Origin of the sequence: Opitutus sp. ER46 (assembly GCF_003054705.1) — a bacterium.
Taxonomy (GTDB): domain Bacteria; phylum Verrucomicrobiota; class Verrucomicrobiia; order Opitutales; family Opitutaceae; genus ER46.
In genome coordinates, this window is sequence record NZ_QAYX01000020.1 from 372,300 (window position 1) to 389,964 (window position 17,665).

Annotated in this window: 9 protein-coding genes; 4 read left to right on the top strand and 5 right to left on the bottom strand. The window is 67.3% G+C overall.

Annotated elements, in window-relative coordinates:
- The first annotated feature begins 163 nt into the window (after nucleotides 1–163).
- From DB354_RS08245 to DB354_RS08255, 3 genes are all read left to right on the top strand, one after another.
- The gene (locus DB354_RS08245) at nucleotides 164–1,462 is read left to right on the top strand and encodes a glycosyltransferase (RefSeq protein WP_343205569.1); all 1,299 of its coding nucleotides are present in this window, start codon (nucleotides 164–166) and stop codon (nucleotides 1,460–1,462) included.
- 178 nt (nucleotides 1,463–1,640) lie between these two features.
- Complete coding sequence (locus tag DB354_RS08250) at nucleotides 1,641–3,740, top strand: HAD-IIB family hydrolase (protein ID WP_107834972.1); 2,100 nt, start codon at nucleotides 1,641–1,643, stop codon at nucleotides 3,738–3,740.
- A 182-nt stretch (nucleotides 3,741–3,922) separates the two neighbouring features.
- Nucleotides 3,923–8,356, top strand: a complete 4,434-nt coding sequence (locus DB354_RS08255; RefSeq protein ID WP_158277440.1) for a PAS domain-containing protein — start codon at nucleotides 3,923–3,925, stop codon at nucleotides 8,354–8,356.
- A gap of 21 nt (nucleotides 8,357–8,377) precedes the next feature.
- Here the strand turns inward: DB354_RS08255 and DB354_RS08260 are convergent, their stop codons facing one another.
- From DB354_RS08260 to DB354_RS08280, 5 genes are all read right to left on the bottom strand, one after another.
- Nucleotides 8,378–8,740: a hypothetical protein gene (locus DB354_RS08260; protein WP_107834974.1), complete on the bottom strand. Its 363-nt coding sequence runs from the start codon at nucleotides 8,738–8,740 to the stop codon at nucleotides 8,378–8,380.
- Nucleotides 8,733–9,455 (bottom strand): response regulator transcription factor, encoded by a 723-nt coding sequence (locus DB354_RS08265; protein WP_199226813.1) that lies wholly within the window; start codon nucleotides 9,453–9,455, stop codon nucleotides 8,733–8,735. The genes DB354_RS08260 and DB354_RS08265 overlap by 8 nt, the downstream gene beginning before the upstream one ends.
- Before the next feature lie 447 nt (nucleotides 9,456–9,902).
- The gene (locus DB354_RS08270) at nucleotides 9,903–10,865 is read right to left on the bottom strand and encodes a LysR family transcriptional regulator (RefSeq protein ID WP_107834975.1); all 963 of its coding nucleotides are present in this window, start codon (nucleotides 10,863–10,865) and stop codon (nucleotides 9,903–9,905) included.
- A 102-nt stretch (nucleotides 10,866–10,967) separates the two neighbouring features.
- Nucleotides 10,968–14,042, bottom strand: coding sequence for an efflux RND transporter permease subunit (locus DB354_RS08275; RefSeq protein WP_107834976.1), 3,075 nt, complete (start codon nucleotides 14,040–14,042; stop codon nucleotides 10,968–10,970).
- Between the two features lie 6 nt (nucleotides 14,043–14,048).
- The gene (locus DB354_RS08280) at nucleotides 14,049–15,149 is read right to left on the bottom strand and encodes an efflux RND transporter periplasmic adaptor subunit (RefSeq protein WP_107834977.1); all 1,101 of its coding nucleotides are present in this window, start codon (nucleotides 15,147–15,149) and stop codon (nucleotides 14,049–14,051) included.
- Nucleotides 15,150–15,379: 230 nt separating this feature from the next.
- On the opposite strand from DB354_RS08280, the gene DB354_RS08285 reads away from it, so the two are divergent.
- A complete protein-coding gene (locus DB354_RS08285) occupies nucleotides 15,380–17,665 on the top strand; it encodes a cation:proton antiporter (protein WP_107834978.1) in 2,286 nt (761 codons plus the stop codon).

The following is a 17,665-nucleotide window of genomic DNA, read 5'->3' on the forward strand; positions in this document are numbered from 1 at the left end:
TTCCCCACCCGCCATAAGGTCCACCGCGATGGTTCATGACTCCGTTCCCACTCCGATCCGCACCTCGCTGGTGCGACTCCGCAAACGTTCCCTGACCGCCACGCCCGCGCCGCGTCCGCCTGCCGACCTGCTGCGCGCCCACAGCCCGCTGCCCCGCATCGCGATGGTTTCAACCCACGGGTACGTCGCCGCCGTTCCGCCCCTCGGCGCCGCCGATACCGGCGGCCAGGTGGTCTATGTTCTGGAACTGGCCAAGAAGCTCGCCGGCCTCGGCTACGAAGTGGACATCTGGACGCGCCAGTTTGCCTCCCAGCCGCAGCTCGAACCGGTGTCCGACCGCGTGCGCATCGTCCGCATGCCCTGCGGCGGCGGCGACTTCCTGCCCAAGGAATACCTCTGCGAGCACCTCGCGGAGTGGAACGAGCACGCGCTGCGCTTCATCGCGCGGCACGGCCTCAACTACAAGTTCATCAACAGTCACTATTGGGACGCCGGGCTGGCGGCCCAGCATCTGGCCAACGTGCTCCAGGTGCCGCACATTCACACCCCCCATTCGCTCGGTCTCTGGAAGCAGCGGCAGATGGAGGCCGACTTCCCGGACTGCGCCGCGGAGTTCGAGCGCCGGTACAATTTTGACCGGCGGATTCGCGAGGAGCGAAAGCTGTACGCCGACTGCGACATTGTCATCGCCACCACGCCGCCGCAGCTCGACCTGATCGTGAACGACTACGAAGTGCCGGCGGCAAAGGTGCGCATGGTGCCGCCCGGCTACGACGACACGCGCTTCTACCCGGTGAGCGAGGCCTCGCGCCTGGCAATCCGCGACCGGCTTGGCTTCAAGGGCAAGGTGGTGCTCGCCCTGGGTCGGCTCGCCCGCAACAAGGGCTACGACCTTCTGATCGACGGCTTTGCCGTGCTCGCCGCGCGGCAACCCGACGCCGTCCTCCACCTGGCGGTGGGCGGGCAGGAGTTGAATGCCAACGAGGAGAAACTCCTGACCGAGCTCAAGGAGCGCGCTGAGAAAACGGGCTACGCCGAGCGCATCACGTTTGGTTCCTTCGTGGCCGATGCCGACCTTGCCGACTACTACCGCGCCGCCGACCTGTTCGTGCTCTGCAGCCGCTATGAGCCGTTTGGCATGACGGCGATCGAGGCGATGGCGGCGGGCACGCCCACGGTGGTGACCGTCCATGGCGGGCTTTATCGCGCGCTCTCGTTCGGCCGGCATGCGCTGTTCGCCGATCCTTTCGACCGCGAGGATCTCGGCATCACCATGGCGAAGGTCTTCCGCCATCCGCGGCTGCGCAACCGGCTCGCGCACATGGGTGCGCACAAGGCGCGCAGTCTCTTTACCTGGACCGGCATCGCGCACCAGCTCGTCGCCGCGGTCGAACACCGCATGACCGCGGCGGTCACGCTCGACGACAGCGAGTGGGACCAGCCCTGGAACGATGGCGACTGAGTCAGCCGGCGTCCCCTTGCATTTGAACCGGTGTTCCCGGCCGCGCCTCCTGTGAGGTGCGGCCTTTTTGCCGTTACCCGCCGCTTTCGATTCGCGAATCATGCCCAGCCAAGCACAGTCGACGCGCACTCCGCCCGGCGAACCATCCACCGTATCCGACCGGCCGGTCTGCGCTCCCATGACTCCCGCACCCGCGCCCTCCATCCGCCTGTTCTCGTCCGACCTCGACGGCACGCTGCTCGGCAACCCCGAGTCGACGCTGCGCTTCAAGCAGGCCTGGGAGGCGCTGCCGCGCGAGACCCGGCCCCTGCTGGTGTACAACTCCGGCCGGAGCGTCACCGACACGCGCGCCCTCGTGTTGTCGCGCCGGCTGCCCGAGCCCGACTACATCATCGGCGGCGTCGGCACCGAGCTGTACAACCATCGAACGCACCACGAAGAGCCGGCGTTCAATGCGCAATTCGGCGAAGGTTGGGACCTCGCCAAGGTCGAGGCGATCATGACGGCCATGCCGGGCGTCGAGCGCCAGCCGCCCGAGTTTCTGCACCCGTACAAATCGAGCTGGTACCTGCATCGCGCCGACCGCGCCAAGATCGACGAGCTGCGCCGGCGTTTCGAGTCTGCCGGCCTGCAGGTCAACGTGGTGTACTCGAGCCTGCGCGACCTCGACGTGCTGCCCAGCCGCGCGAACAAGGGCAACGCCCTCGCCTGGCTCTGCGCGCGACTCAACCTGCCGCTGACCAGCGTCCTCGTGGCCGGGGATACCGGCAACGACAGCGCGATGTTCCTCCTGCCGGGCGTCCACGGCATCGTCGTCGAGAATGCGCAGCCGGAGTTGTTCGAGTCGGTCGTGAAGCTGCCGACCTTCGTGTCCCGCAACGTCATGGCCGACGGCGTGCTCGAGGGGCTGAAGCATTTCGGCGTCATTCCCCAGGTGCCGGTCGGCCGCGGCCTGCCCTCCGGCCAGCGCCATCACGCCGCCTGGCGCGGCATGCTCTTCGCGCCGGAGACCTTCCGCACGCTGCATGAGGAGGAACGCGCGCTGATCGCCACCGGCTACGAGCAGGCGCTCGCGACGCTGCGCCGCAACATCACGCCGCTGGGCTTCTCCGCGTGTTCGCTGGCGGACAACACCGTCACCGGCACCGACGCGAACTACCGCAGCGTGTGGGCGCGCGACGGCTGCTTCACCGTCGTGCAGACGATTGAAATGGATGATCCCGACCTGCGGGACGCGCAGCGCCGGACGCTGCGCACGCTGCTGGACACGGTGGCGCCGAACGGCCAGGTCCCCGCCAATGTGCGGATCGATGACGGCACGCCGGAGTACAGCGGCGTGGGCGGGATCTGTTCCATCGACAGCGGGCTCTGGCTGATCCTCGCCGTGTACCACTATGTGACCGAAACGGGCGACCTCGCGCTGCTCACGGAATACGCGCCGACACTCCGCCGGACGATGGAGTGGCTGAGCGCGCAGGACAGCAACAACGACGGGCTGATCGAGGTGCCGGAGGCGGGCGACTGGACGGATCTCTTCGGGCGCAGCTATCACGTGCTTTACGACGAGGTGTTGTGGTATCGCGCCAACGTCTGCTACGGCCGGCTCCTCGAATACCAGCAGGATTTCGACCGCGCCGCGGAGTTCCTGCGCTGGTCGCAGCACATCGCCGGCAAGATCAAGGCGTCGTTCTGGCCCTCGACCGCGCGCGATCCGAAGAGCGCCCCGACTTTCGCCGACCGGCAGGCCTCGCTCGGCGACGCCCAGTACCTGATCGCGGAGATCACGCCGTTCGCCTTCAACTGGCGCTGCGACGTGATCGGCAACCTGCTCGCGTTCCTGACCAACGTGATCGACGTCGACCGGGCGCGCACCGCGTTCCGCTTCATGTGGGGCGTCGGCGTGAACAATCCCTACCCGGTTGCCAACCTCTACCCCGCGGTGCAGTCCGGCGACCCGGACTGGCGGCCGTACTACACCGTCAACCTGCTGAACCTCCCGCACCATTATCACAATGGCGGCCACTGGCCGTTCATCGGCGGCCTGTGGGTTCGCTTCATCCACCGGCTCGGGCTCCACGACCTCGCCCGCCACGAACTGGTGAAGCTCGCCGAGGTCAACCGGCTTGGGCGCAACCGCGAATGGGAGTTCAACGAATGGGTGCACGGCGTCACCGGCCGGCCGATGGGCAAGGCGTATCAGGCGTGGTCCGCCGCCGCCTACCTGCGCGCCTGCCAGGAGCTGCATCTCGATTCGGATGCAGCGGCCCGCGCGGAATAGCGCCGCGGCCGTCGCGCGGAAATTTCCTCTCCGCCCATCTGTCACAGTTTTCGTAATACTCGGGCGCCATCCCGTGGATTGATTTGACGGCAACTGGCCATCCGGCTGCGCTCTCGCGCCGAACTATGTGGGTGAAAGCCAGATGGCGAAACCTCATGTGGATCTTGGCGCTCTTCCTGAGAGTGCTTCTGACCCCATCCGCCATCGCGGCGGAACCCTACCAACCCCTCACCGTCGACCCGTTGTCCGAGCCCTGGCGCTGGCGCGTCTTTCCCCAGCTTGCCGGCATGGGCGTGCTTTGCATGACCGAGGCGGCGGACGGCACCCTCTGGTTCGGCACGGCCGACGGGCTGTGGCACTTCGACGGCGTCCGGTGGCAGGCGGACGATGGTTCGACCCAGTTGCCGGGTGGTGTGCTCGCGCTTCACACCACCGGTGATGGCCGCATCTTCGCGGCCGGCCGCTGGGGCATCAGCGAGTACCGGGATGGAACCTGGTCGCGCCGCTATGAACTGGCGGCCGAGCGCGACACCGAGGTCCGCCGGCTGGTTTCGCTTCCCGACGGCACGGTGTGGGCCGCCTCCTCCTACGGCGCGGTGGAACTGCGGCGCACCACCTGCACGCTGCACACGACGGCGGAACGCGCCGCGCAACTGCGCGCGGCACACTTCAACCCCGCGCCCGCGTTCTCCATCCAGGAGTGGCCCGCGGCGGTGCAGGAACCGATCCTCCCGGGAAACCCGCCCGCGCTGGCCCGGCATGACCTATTTGAGGCCTGCCGCGACGCGATGGGCCGGTTGTGGTTCGGCACCTCCGGCGGCGAACTGCTGCGGCTGACCCCCGCCGCCACGCCCACCAGCCCACCCGTCTGGGAACTCTACAACGAGAAAGACGGCCTCGTGCGCGGTCTGCGCCCGTATATTCTGGGACTGAAGAATGGCGAGGTCTGGGTGACGTACGAAACCCGGTCGGCGCATCTGAATCAGTTCGACGGCACCCGCTGGCGGGCCACGCCGCTTGCGACCCTCGGTCTGCCCGAGGTGTGCGTGAACCCGCTGCAAACCCGCGACGGCGCGGTCTGGCTTTCCGCCCGCTATGTCGTGAGTGCCTTTCGCGAGGGCCGATGGCGCACCTACGAGCGGCCGGCCGTGCCCATTCCCCGCGCCCGCAACATCCTTTGCGCAACGCGCGACGGCGCGCTCTGGATCGCCGGCCCAAACACGGAGATTCTCCGGATCGATTACTCGACCCATCGCTGGCGTACGCTCGACGAGCTGATGTTCCAGGGCGAAGACTCCGCGGGCCGGGAGTGGTTCATCCACCAGCGTGGACGAATCGTGTGTCATGACGGCGACACGTGGACCAGCTACGGCGCCGAAGATGGCGGCATCAGCGTGCCCGTCGCCCTGATCGTCACCCGTGCCGGCGACGTGTGGGTCGCCGGCAGCCATGAGAATGAAGCCGCCACGGCGCGCTTCGACGGCCGGCGTTGGACCCGGACCGTGCACGCCAACTTCTCCTGGGGCATCGATGGCCAGGCCATCTGGGAGGGATTCGACGGCGCGCTCTGGTTTGGCGCCGCGGTGGACACCAACGGTCCCGCCCGGCACCGGGCCGGGATTCTCGAGTATCGCGACGGGCGCTGGATCCACCACCACCAGCCCGGCCGGGTTTTTCCCGGTGAAGCCGACGACGATGCGCGCACGCTCCTGCCCGCGACGCAATCGCCACAGCCGATCGGCAAGTTCAGCCGCATTGCGGGTTCGCCTGACGGCCGGGTGTGGGCGGGAAGGACCATCCTGGCGGCGTACGATGGGAAGCGCTGGCAACGCGTCAGCCCGGCGGTCGGCGTGAGCATCGATTCCGTCGACACCCTGTTCACGTCCGAGGAGCGCGATCTGTGGCTCGGCACGCGCCGCTACGGAGCCATCCGTTACGACGGACGTAACTGGTGGCGCTACCAAGGCTCGGGCAGCCTCGAGGCCAACTCGGTGCGCGACTTTGCGCAGACCGCGGACGGCACGATCTGGGCTGCGACCGATCGCGGCTACAGCCGCTTTGACGGCCAGACATGGACGTCAGTGTTGCCTGGAGCGCTGACGCTGCCGGACGCCGGAGGCAGCCTACGGGCCGGGCGGGAGAATCGCATCTGGATCAATCACTATCCGCCGGAGTGGCTCCGGCGCGGCTGGCCCCGCGTGAAGCCCGGCGCACACGCACAAGCCGAGGCCTTTCGCGCGTACAGCCACGTGCCCACCGGCACGCCGCCGGATACCGTCCTCAGGCCGGGACCGAAGGTGATCGGGTATCCCGGCCACATCTCCGTGCTGTGGGACGGTACCGCACCGTGGGCCACCGGCGACGATTCGCGGCTGGAGTACTCCTACCGCCTGGACGGCGGCCCCTGGTCCGCCTACACGGCCGACCGTGGCACCACGCTGTTCTCGCTCGGCGCCGGCGAGCATTTGTTCGAAGTCCGCGCGCGCGACCGCAGCTTCAACGTCGACCCAACCCCGGCGAAGCTCCGGCTCAAGGTGCAGCCGCCAGTCTGGCGCCAGGCGTGGTTCGTGGTGCTGCTGGCCGCCCTTGTCGCGACCGCCGCGGTTCTGCTGATCCGCGTGCTGCTGGAGCGCGCCCGCCTGCGCCGGACCAATCGCGTCCTGGCCGAGGAAATCAAGAGTCGGGAAAGGACGGAGGCGGCGCTGCGCACCAGCCAGGCCGAGCTCAAGGACGCCCAGCATCTCTCGCGACTTGGCACGTGGCACATGAGCCTCGCGACGCAGCAGCTGGAGTGGTCCGAAGAAGTGGTGCGCACGTTCGAACTCGACGCCAGCGCGCGCGGCGCGCCCTACGACCGGGTCCTGGCCCGCGTGCATCCGGACGATCGCGAACGCGTCCATCGGGCCTTCCGCCGCGCAATCTACGACCGGCTGATGTTCGATATCGAATTCCGTGTGGGCGTGCCGGATGGGCGGACAAAATACGTCCGTGCCATCGGACGCATCTTGGCCGGTGCCAATGGGCAGTCGGCGAGCGTCTCGGGTTCGCTGCAGGACATCACGGATCGCAAGGAATCGGAGCTGCAGCTGCGCGAGAGCGAAGAGCGGTTCCGCCAACTCGCGGAGACAATCACCGACGCCTTCTGGGTCGCGGCCACCACGCCGGAGCCCAAGGTGCTGTACGTCAGCCCGGCGTTTGAATCCATCTGGGGGCGACGCTGCAGCGAACTCATCCAGGACCCGGGCATGTGGCTCGCCAGCGTGCATGCGGACGACCGCGAACGCGTGAGCCGGACGATGGCCGCGCGCGCAGCCGGCGTGGGTTACGATGAGGAGTATCGGATCCTCCGCCCGGACGGCGCCGTCAGCTGGGTCCGCGACCGGGCCTTCCCGGTCCAGGGCGCCGGCGGCAAGGTGGAGCGCATGGTTGGCGTCGCACGGGATGTCACGTCGCGCCGGCAGATGGAAGCCCAGCTCCGCCAGTCGCAAAAGATGGAGGCGGTGGGCCAACTCGCGGGCGGCGTGGCGCACGATTTCAACAATATCCTCTCGGTGATCGTCATGCAGGTGGAGCTGGCGCATTCCGATCCGGCGCTCCCAACGGAGCTGCAGGAATGCCTGCAGGAGATTCGCGCCGCGGCCCTGCGGGCGGCCAATCTCACGCGCCAGTTGTTGCTGTTCAGCCGGCGTCAGGAGCTGCAGAGCCGGCCGGTCGACCTCAACGAGGTCGTCGGCAATCTGGGCAAGATGCTGCGCCGGCTCATCGGCGAGGACATTCACCTCGAAATCGCCCTCCACCCCAGCCCGCTGCGCACCGTAGCCGACCCGGGCATGCTCGACCAGGTGGTGATGAACCTCGTCATCAACTCCCGCGATGCGATGCCCGCGGGAGGCCGCTTGCAGATCACGACCGCGCCGCGGGAAATCGATGCCCAGGCCGCCGCGCGCCTGCGCACGGTGGAGCCGGGCAGCTATGTCGCGCTCACCGTGACCGATTCGGGCGCCGGCATCCCGCCGGACGTCCTGCCCCATGTCTTTGAACCCTTCTTCACCACCAAGGAAGCAGGCAAGGGCACCGGGCTGGGCCTTGCCACCGTGTTCGGCATCGTGAAGCAGCATCGCGGCGGCATCAGCGTCTCGAGCCAGGTTGGCGAGGGAACACGGGTGGAGATCTTCCTGCCGGTCATCACCCCGACCGAGAATGCACCCGACGGCAACGAGTCCAGCCCGGCGGTCTCGGGCGGTTCGGAAACGATCCTGCTCGTCGAGGATGAACCCAGCATGCGGCTGGCGGTCCGCGGTTTCCTGGAACGCCACGGCTACCACGTCATCGAGGCCGAATCCGGCGCCAGGGGACGCGCGCAGTGGGAGCAGAATCGCGGCAAAATCCGGCTCCTGCTCACCGACATCGTCATGCCCGGCCGGATATCCGGCCGGCAACTCGCCCGTGAACTCCGCGCCGAGGACCCAGCATTGAAGGTGATCTACGCCAGCGGCTACGCGCCCGAGCAGAAAGGCGAACCACTGGAGCTGGAAAAAGCGGACCGTTTCCTGCCCAAGCCGTTCGCGCCCGAGCAACTCCTCCGGCTGATCCGGTCGCTGCTGGACGCGCGGTAGGCGCGCCGGGCACGATCCACGCTAGGTGGAGCAGGCGGGCGAGTCGTTCGCCAGCCGGTTGGCGCGCTCGGCGTAGATCTGCTGGATGACCGTGACCCGTCGCATGCGATACGAATGCGCGAGGTCGACGACCACCCGTTCGAGTGCGGGGGCCTCCGGCGCGAAGCGATAGCGAACCGGAGCGACGTCCAAGGCGACGAACAGCCGACCCGTGATCAGCGCGGCCACGTGCTGCGCGATGGATTCACGGCTGCTGCGAATCCGCTGCTCGATCTCGTCGATCGTCCACGTCCGCGGTCGCGACTCACACAGCAGCAGCAGGACCTCCAGTCGTTCGACCGAGGGCACGTGTGCGGCGATGAACTGGCGGATCGCGTCAGGCATTCCCGAAGCGGTACCCCACCCCGCGAATGGTGTGGATCAGCTTCTCCGCGCCCTCAGCGTCGACTTTGCGGCGGAGCCGCATCATCTGCACGTCGATGACGTTGTCCAGGGAGGTAAGACGGCTCGTCTGCTTCCAGACGTCGCGTTCGAGCATCTCACGCGTCACAACCTGCCCCTGGTAGCGCATCAGGTATTCCAGGACATCGACCTCGCGGGGCGTGAGGGGAATTTCCTGGCCGGACCGCAGCGCGATGCGCGCGCGGGTGTCGAGCTGGAGGTCCGCATGGTTGAGGAGCCGGCCCGTCCGCAGCACGGGGCGCCGGAGCAGCGCCCGGCAGCGCGCCAGCAACTCCGCAAACGCGAAAGGCTTCATCAGGTAGTCGTCGGCGCCGCTTTCGAGGCCGACCACGCGGTCGTCGAGCTTCGTGCGCGCGGTCAACATCAGGACCGGGGTTTCGATGCCACGCCCGCGCAGGTGCTGCAGGATCTCAAGCCCGTCGCGGTCCGGCAGCATCCAATCGAGGATGAGGAGGTCAAAGGCGCCGCTTTCGGCCAACCGGATGGCTTCGTTGCCATCGGCGGCCGTGGTCACCTGCCACTCCTCGAGGCGCAGACCCTCGGCGACGGAGTCCCGCGTCTTCTCCTCGTCCTCGACCACGAGGACGCGCAGATGCGCGGCCGGTGGTTCAACACTCGCCGGGGATGGGGCGTTCATCGCTGCAGGCAACGCTCCTTCCGCCCAGCCGCGTGTCGGCCGGGGCCAGGGGTCCTTGAGGTGGGGCGGGAGGAATCCCCCCGCTTGGGCGTGGGAAAGGGCTTCATCAGGACGGGCGTCACCTTAGGTTGCGTCGCTCGGTCGACCATTCTGTCCGCCTGACATTACCGTCAGTTTGGCCGGCGGCAAACGCCCCTTCGTCGCCGGCATGCCTGACGCCATGCCGGCCGGGCATAACCCGCAGTGAAACGAGGCATTTCCGCGGTCCCCACCCCAGCGGGTACACTCAGCCCGCCATGAACCTGATCGTCGCCGTTCTCATCCTGACGCTGCTGACGCTGGTCGTCGCCACGGAAAGCGACCGGTAGGCGAACGGCGGCACGTGTCCGCCGTTCGCCTGAGCAGAATGGCTGCGCCATTCTGGGAAGGATGAGCAACCAGCAATGGCTAGGAGCCAGTTTGCGGGCGTTTGCGGGGAGCGGCGGTCTTCTTCCCAGTCTGGCCGGCGTTGAAATTCAGCACGGGGGCGCCGGCGGCGAGGTGATGCTTGAGAATGCCGAGAAACTGCTCGAGCAGGCGCGAGGTCTCGCCGGCGTGCCAGGCGGCGCTCACCTCGAGGGGCGGGCAATCCGACGGCAGGAAGCGGACCATGGCATTGGGACGGGCGGCCGCGGCAAAATCGGGCATCAGGCACACCCCAAATCCCATGGCGGCGCGTGCGATCAGCGACTCGACGTTGCGCACCGGCCGGGCAAATCGCGGGCTGAAGCCGCTCATGCGGCAGAGCTGGCTGATGAACTCACGGAGGCCCGGCGCATCCTCCGCCAACAGCCACGTTTCATCCTCGAGTTCCGCCATCTTGATCGACGCCCGCGAGGCGAACCGGTGTTGCGCTCCCACGGCGACGAGCAGCTGGGCGGTCTGCAGGTGCATCGACCGCAGTTCGTCGGCCTTGCCGACTTCGCGATTCACCAGAAACCCCAAGTGCGCCTGCCGCGTCCGCAACGCGGTCAACTGCTCATGGACGTGCAGGTCGCGCAGGTTGACTTCCACCTGTGGGAACGTGGCCCGGAACTCGGCGATCGCCCCCAGCACGAACTGGCTCGAGAGCCGCCAGTCGTTGCAGATGATCAGTTCGCCCCCGAGCCCCTCGAGCGTCTGGTGCACGGAGGCCGTCGCAATGTCCACCTGCGCCAGGATCTTGCAGGTATGGGTGTAGAACGTGCGCCCCGCGTCGGTCAGCTGCACCCGCACATGGCTGCGGTCCAGCAGCCGGGCACCGAGCTCATTCTCGAGATCGCGGATTTGCCGGCTGAGCGCGGGCTGGCCCACGTTCAAACGCTCGGCCGCCCGGCTGAAGTTCAACAGTTCAGCCACGGCCTTGAAATAGCGCAGGTGTCGGAGCTCCATGCAGCTCGACGGGGTAGCGAACGCCTGCGCCCGACGCAAGGCGGGGGCGACCGCCGCCCGGGGCGACGGCCGAAAAACGAGCCCGACTTGGCTCCGCCCGGATCAGGCGTGGGCGACGACCGGCGCGGCCGCCGGCTTGGCGCGGGGACGCGACACCAGCACGTAGAACGAAGGCACGACGAACAGCGTGAACAGCGTGCCGATCGACATGCCGGTCGCGATGACGAGCCCCATGCTGAAACGTGCCTCGGCGCCGGCGCCGCCCGCCACCAGCAGCGGCAACACGCCGAGCACCATCGCCGCGGTGGTCATCAGGATCGGGCGCAACCGGATGCCGGCCGCGTGCTCGATCGCCTCGCGCACGCCATGGCCCTGCTCCTGGAGGTTGTTGGCGAAGTCCACCATCAGGATGCCGTGCTTGGTGATCAGGCCGACGAGCGTGATCAGGCCGACCTGCGTGTAGATGTTCAGCGTGGCGACGCCCAGGAAGAGGAACACCATCGCGCCGGCGATCGAGAGCGGAACCGCCATCATGATGATGACCGGATCGCGGAAGCTCTCATACTGCGCGGCCAGCACGAGGAAGATGACGACGACCGCGAGCGCGAACGTCGCCATCAGCGAACTGCCCTCCTGCACGAACTGGCGCGACTCGCCCTTGTACTCGGCCGTGAAGCCCTCGGGGAAAACCTGCTTCGCCTCGGCGTTCAGCCACTCGAGCGCCTCGCCCATGGACACGCCCGGGCGGGGCAGGAGTGAAATCGTCGCGGCGTTCAACTGCTGGAAACGCCGCAGATCGCGGGGCTGCGTCGACGCCTCGATCTGCGCGACCGCGGAGAGCGGCACGAGGCCGCCCTTGCTGGAGATGTAGTAATTATCCAGCTGCTCCGCCGTCAGGCGGGCCGATCGCGTCACCTGCGGGATGACCTTGTAAGCGCGCCCCTGGATCGAGAACCGGTTCACGTAGCCGCCGCCCAGCATCGCCCCGAGGTCGGAGCTCAGCTGGTTCATATCGATGCCGAGCAAGGCCGCCTTGTCGCGGTCGATCCGAATGTTCGCCTGCGGCTGGTCGTAGCGCAGGTCGGTGTCGCCATAGATGAACTTCCCGCTCCCGAGCGCCCGCTGCAGCAGGTCCAGCGTCACGGCCGCGATGCGCTCCGGGTCGGAGGTCGAGCTGACGACGAACTGCACCGGCAGGCCGGAGCCGGCGCCGGGGAGCGAGGGCGGCAGGAACGCGGCGTAATTGGAGCCCGAGATCGTGCTCGCCCGGCCGAGGATCTGGGGAATCAGCTGGGTGGCCGAAAGCGCACGCTGGCTGCGCGGCTTGAGGGCAATGCCCGTGAGGCCGGAGCTGGGGCGCAGCATGCCGCTCGCGATGTCCATGCCCTGCACGCTGAAGAAGGTCACCACCTCGGGCATCTGGCGGACCATCTGGTTGAACTGCCGGGAGTACCGCAGCGACTGGTCGAGGGAGGCGTTGGGCGCGCCCTGCCCCATGGCGATGACGAAGCCGCGATCCTCGGCGGGCGCAAGTTCCTGCTGCGTGAGCAGGTACATCGGGAGGATCGCCAGGAAGATCAGCGCCGCGACGGCGTAGACCGCCGGGCGGGTATTGAGCACCTTGTCGAGCAGCCGTTCATACCCGCTGCGCAGCTTTTCGAACGCGACGTCGAGGAAGTGCTCGATGCCCTTCGGGTTCGGATTATGGCGGAGCAGTTTCGACGACAGCATCGGCGAAAGCGTCAGCGCGACAAAACCGGAGACGATGACGGAGCCGGCCAGGGTGAAGGCGAACTCGCGGAACAGCGTGCCGGTCACGCCCGACTGCAGGCCGATCGGCGCGTACACCGCGGCGAGCGTGATGGTCATCGCAATGATCGGGCCGACGAGTTCGTGCGCGCCCTTGATCGCGGCATCGAAGGGCGAGAGTCCCTCCTCGATGTGCCGGTGGATGTTCTCGACGACGACGATGGCGTCGTCGACGACGAGGCCGATGGCCAGCACCATGGCCAGGAGCGTCAGGAGGTTGATGGAGAACCCGAGGGCCAGCATCAGGGCGCAGACGCCCACCAGCGAAAGCGGGATGGCCACGATCGGAATCACGACCGAGCGGAACGACCCGAGGAAGCCGTAGATGACGAGGACGACGATGAGCATCGCCTCGAGCAGGGTCTTCGCGACCTCGTTGATGGAGTCGTTGATGAACTCGGTGGCGTCGTAAACGATGGCAGCATGCAGGCCCGACGGCAGCTGGCTGACCACTTCGGGCCAGACGGCGCGGACACGTTTGATGACGTCGATCGCGTTGGCGGTGGGCAGCACGGAGATCGCGATGATGGTCGCGCCCTCGCCTTTGAACCCGACCTCGACGTCGTAGCTTTCGGCGCCCAGAACGACGTCGGCGATATCACCGAGGCGGACGATCTGGCCGTTCGATTCGCGGATGACGAGCTGGCGGAATTCCTCCGCCCGGTGCAGATCGGTGCCGGCAGTGAGGTTGACCGAGACGGTGGTGCCCTTCGTGTTGCCGACCGCGGAGATGTAGTTCTGCGCCGCGAGCTTGGACCAGACCTGGGCGGCGCTCAGGCCGAGCGCGGCCATCCGGTCCGGCTTGAGCCAGATGCGCATCGCGAACGTGCGGGCGCCCATGACCTCGGCCTTCTGCACGCCCTCGATCGTCGCCAGCTTGGGCTGCACGACGCGGATGAGGTAGTCGGACACCTGGTTCTGCGCCAGCACATCGCTGGAAAAGCTCAGGTACATCGCCGACGTCGTCTCACCAATCGAGACGTCGAACACCGGATCCTCGGCGTCCTTGGGCAACTCGCGCTTGGCGCGGTTCACCTTCGAGGTGATCTGCGTAAGCGCGTCATTCGGGTCATAGTTCAACCGCAGCTTGGCGGTGATGACCGACATGTTGGGCGCGCTGACGGATTCGAGGTAGTCGATGCCGTCGGCGGAGGCGATTTCCCGTTCGAGCGGCGTGGTGATGAAGCCGCGGATGAGATCCGCGCTGGCGCCGGGATACGTCGTCGTCACCTTGATGACGGCGTTGTTGGTAACAGGATACTGGCGGACGACCATCGATTTGATGGCCAGTCCGCCGATGATCAGCAGGAAGAGGTTGACCACCGTCGCCAGCACGGGGCGACGGATGAAGAGATCGGTGAAACGCATGGCGGCTCAGCTTTCGGTCGGCTTGGGCGCGGGGTTGGCACCAGGAGCGAGGGAGTTGTCGATCTTGACCTTGCTGCCGGCGCGCAGCTTGAGCTGGCCGGAGGTGACGACTTGCTCGCCGGGCTTGAGGCCGGACAGAACGGCAACGATCTCGCCGCGTTGCGGGCCGGGTTTGATGAAGCGGGGCTGCACGACGCCGTTCTCCACGACGAACACGGTGTCGCCGTAGGGATTGTAGATGATGGCGGAGTTGGGCACGACGACGTGCTTTTCCTCGGCGGGGAGAACCACCTCAACCTGGGCGAACATGCCGGGGCGGAGCTTGTCGCCCGGGTTGGCGAGCGTCGCCCGAACCTGGATCGTCCGGGTGGTGTCGCTGACGCGCGGATCGATCGCGGCGATGCGCCCCTCGAGCACCTGGCCCGGGGCGGCGTCGCTCGTGACCCGAACCGGCTGGCCCATGGCGAGCCGGGGGAAATCCTGCTGCGGGAGCGAGAAATCAACGTGGATGGGATCGAGGGTCTCGAGTTGAGCGATGGCATCGCCCTTGTTGAGGAACTGGCCCGGATAGATGCGCACGATGCCGAGCCGGCCGGCGAAGGGGGCGACGATCCGCTTCTTCGCGATGGTCGCCCGGAGCTGATCGGCGGCCGCGCGCGTCTGGGCGACGGCGGCCTCGGCAGCGTCGAGGTCGGCCGGCGTGTTGGTGTGATTGGCTCGCAGTTCCTGCGCGCGGGTGAGATTGGCGGCGGCCAGCTTGGCCTGCGCCTCGAGGCCGGCGAGTTGCGCCGTCTCGACCGAGGTGTCGAGTTCCACCAGCAGCGCGCCGGCGGCGACTTCCGCACCGGACTCAATGGCGATCGCGCGAACCACGCCCTCAAGCTCGGTCTTCACCACGATGCCGCGGTAACTCGCGAGCGAGCCCACGGCCGGGAACGTCGTCTGCCAGACCTCCTCGTTGGCCGTCACGGCGCTGACCGTCACCGGCGGTTGGACGACGCGGGCCCGAGCCTCCATGGCCTTGCGAATCGAAAGGAACTTGGCGCCGAAAATCGCGCCCAGAACCGCGAAGGCGATAATCAGGGTGAGGGTGACTCGTGTTTTCATGCGGAAAATCCCGTCTTCAAATCACGGCGCCAGCTAGCTCGCAATATGCAAGGTTCCTTCATTCAGGACCCTACCAGTGCCAAGTAGCGCGGGTTGCAGCCCGCGCGGGAGGGTTTGACGCATCCGAGTGAAGATTTCCCACCCGACGCATTGACTTGAGGCGCATCCGGTAGCGTATTCCGCGCGCCACCCGCGCGCGTCACCTCCGCGCACGTCGGCCACCCACGCACATGGACGGAATCAGCCTCATCCAAGATCTTGCCGTTGTCCTGCTCGCCGCGAGTGCCGCGGCCGCCATCTGCCGTCGCATCGGCCTGTCGGTTATCGTCGGCTACCTGTTCGCCGGCATCGTCATCGGTCCCTACACCCCACCCTTCGCACTGGTGTCGGACGTAAACCGCATTCAGACGCTGTCCCAGGTCGGCCTGGTTTTCCTGATGTTCGGCATCGGGCTGGGATTGAGCCTGAGCAAGCTGGGCCGCATGGGCTGGCCGACGTTGCTGGCGACCGGACTCGGCGCGTTCTTCGTCTTCATGCTGACGCGGGCGCTCGGCCACTTCGTGGGCTGGAACAGCGCCCAGTCACTTTTCATCGCCGCGATGTTCATGGTGTCCAGCTCGGCGGTGATCGCCAAGGTGCTGGACGAACTGAACCTCAGCCACGACCGCTCCGGGCAGGTGGCGCTGAGCATCACCGTGCTCGAGGACGTCGTGGCGGTGGTGATGCTGACCCTGCTCGCCGCGCGCACCAGCGGGGGAGACGCGAACGTGGGCTCGCTGCTGACAAGCATGTCGGCGTTCGTCGTCCTGCTGGTCGGCGTCGGCCTGCTGATGGTGCCGCGACTGCTGCGCCGGCTGGAAGCCCGGGCGGATCCGGAGATTCTCACCATCACCGTGGCCGGGGTGCTGTTCCTGCTCTCGATTGCAGCGGTGAAGGCGGGGTACTCGCTCGCGCTCGGCGCCTTCCTGCTCGGCGCGATCGTGGCCGAGATCCCCCAGCGCGCGCCGGTGGAGAAGGCGTTCGCCGGCATGCGCGACCTGTTCAGCAGCGTGTTCTTTGTGTCCATCGGCATGCTGATCGAGATCAAGCTCCTGCTCGAAGTCTGGCCCTGGATCCTGGGGCTCGGCGTCTTCGTGCTACTCGCGCGCGCCATGGCAACGGGCCTCGCGCTGATCCTGAGCGGCAGCAACGCCCACGAGGCCCGGCGGGCCAGCCTACTCCTCGGCCCGTTGGGTGAGTTTTCCTTTATCATTGCCCAGTTGGGCGTGAGCACCGCGGTCCTGCCCAAACAGTACTACCCCATCGCGGTCGGCGTCTCGATCTTCACGGTCCTGCTGATGCCGCTGCTCAACCGATTCGCCGATCCGATCGTCGGCGCCCTCGAGCGTGCCGAGCCGCGCTGGTTGCAGCGCACGCTTGAGGCCTATCACGGCTGGTTCACCCAGTTGCAGAACGCGCCGACCTCCGCCTCGGCGTGGGCGTTGGTGCGGCCCCGTCTCATCCAGATCGGAGGCGAGGTGCTCTTCATCACCGGGGTCATGACATTTTCCCGCCAGATCCTGGCCATGGTGGTCGCCAACTCGGAGTCCTTCGGCCTCGCCCCCGGCACCCTGGTTCCCGTCTTCTGGGGCGTCGTCGCCGTGATCGTGCTCATCCCGCTGTTCGCGGTCTGGCGCAATCTCAGCGCCGTGGCGATGATCCTGGCCGAGAGCGTCGGCGGCCTCGCGCCCGCCCGCGACCGGCTCCTGACCGGTTTCAAGGGCATCGCGCTCTTCGCGATCGGCTTCTGGCTGCATGCGATCCTCCCCACCGACCAGCTCGGCATCTGGGGCTGGATCGCCATCAGCCTCGCGGCGATCGTCTTCGTGGGCATCTTCTCCAACCGGCTCATCTACTGGCATAGCCAGTGGCAGACTTCGATGCGCGACGTGCTCGCCGAGGATCCGCGCGGCCCCAAGGTCGCGGCCGCCGAAAAGCTACGCGAGCAGAGGGAAAAGGACCTCGCCGGCTGGGACGTCGAACTGCGCGAATCCGTCGTGCCGGATGGCGCGCCGTATGCGGGGCAGTCGCTCGCCCAACTCGCGATTCCACCCCAGTTCGGCTGCACCGTGCTCGAGGTGGAGCGCAACGGCATCGTCATCACGGCCATTCGGCCCGATCTGCGTCTCTACCCAGGCGATCGCGTCCTGCTGCTGGGCAAGGAGGAGCAGACCGCCGCCGCCGAAAACTTTCTCCAGCATGCCCGGGCCGCCACCGATCAGTCGCACGAATTCGAGGGCTCGGTACTGGAAACCTTCGTGGTCCCGGAAGGACCGCACGCTGGCCGCACGCTCGCCGCTTCCAACATTGGCCAACGCACGGGAGCCCGCGTCGTCGGCATTCGCCGCGGTGACCGGGAGATCGTCGCCCCATCGGGAGACGAACGGCTCGACGTCGGCGACAGCATCCTGGTCGCGGGCACGCTCCAGGAGATCAAGGCGTTTCACCGCTGGCTGCTCGGTCAGGCCGCCGCCTGA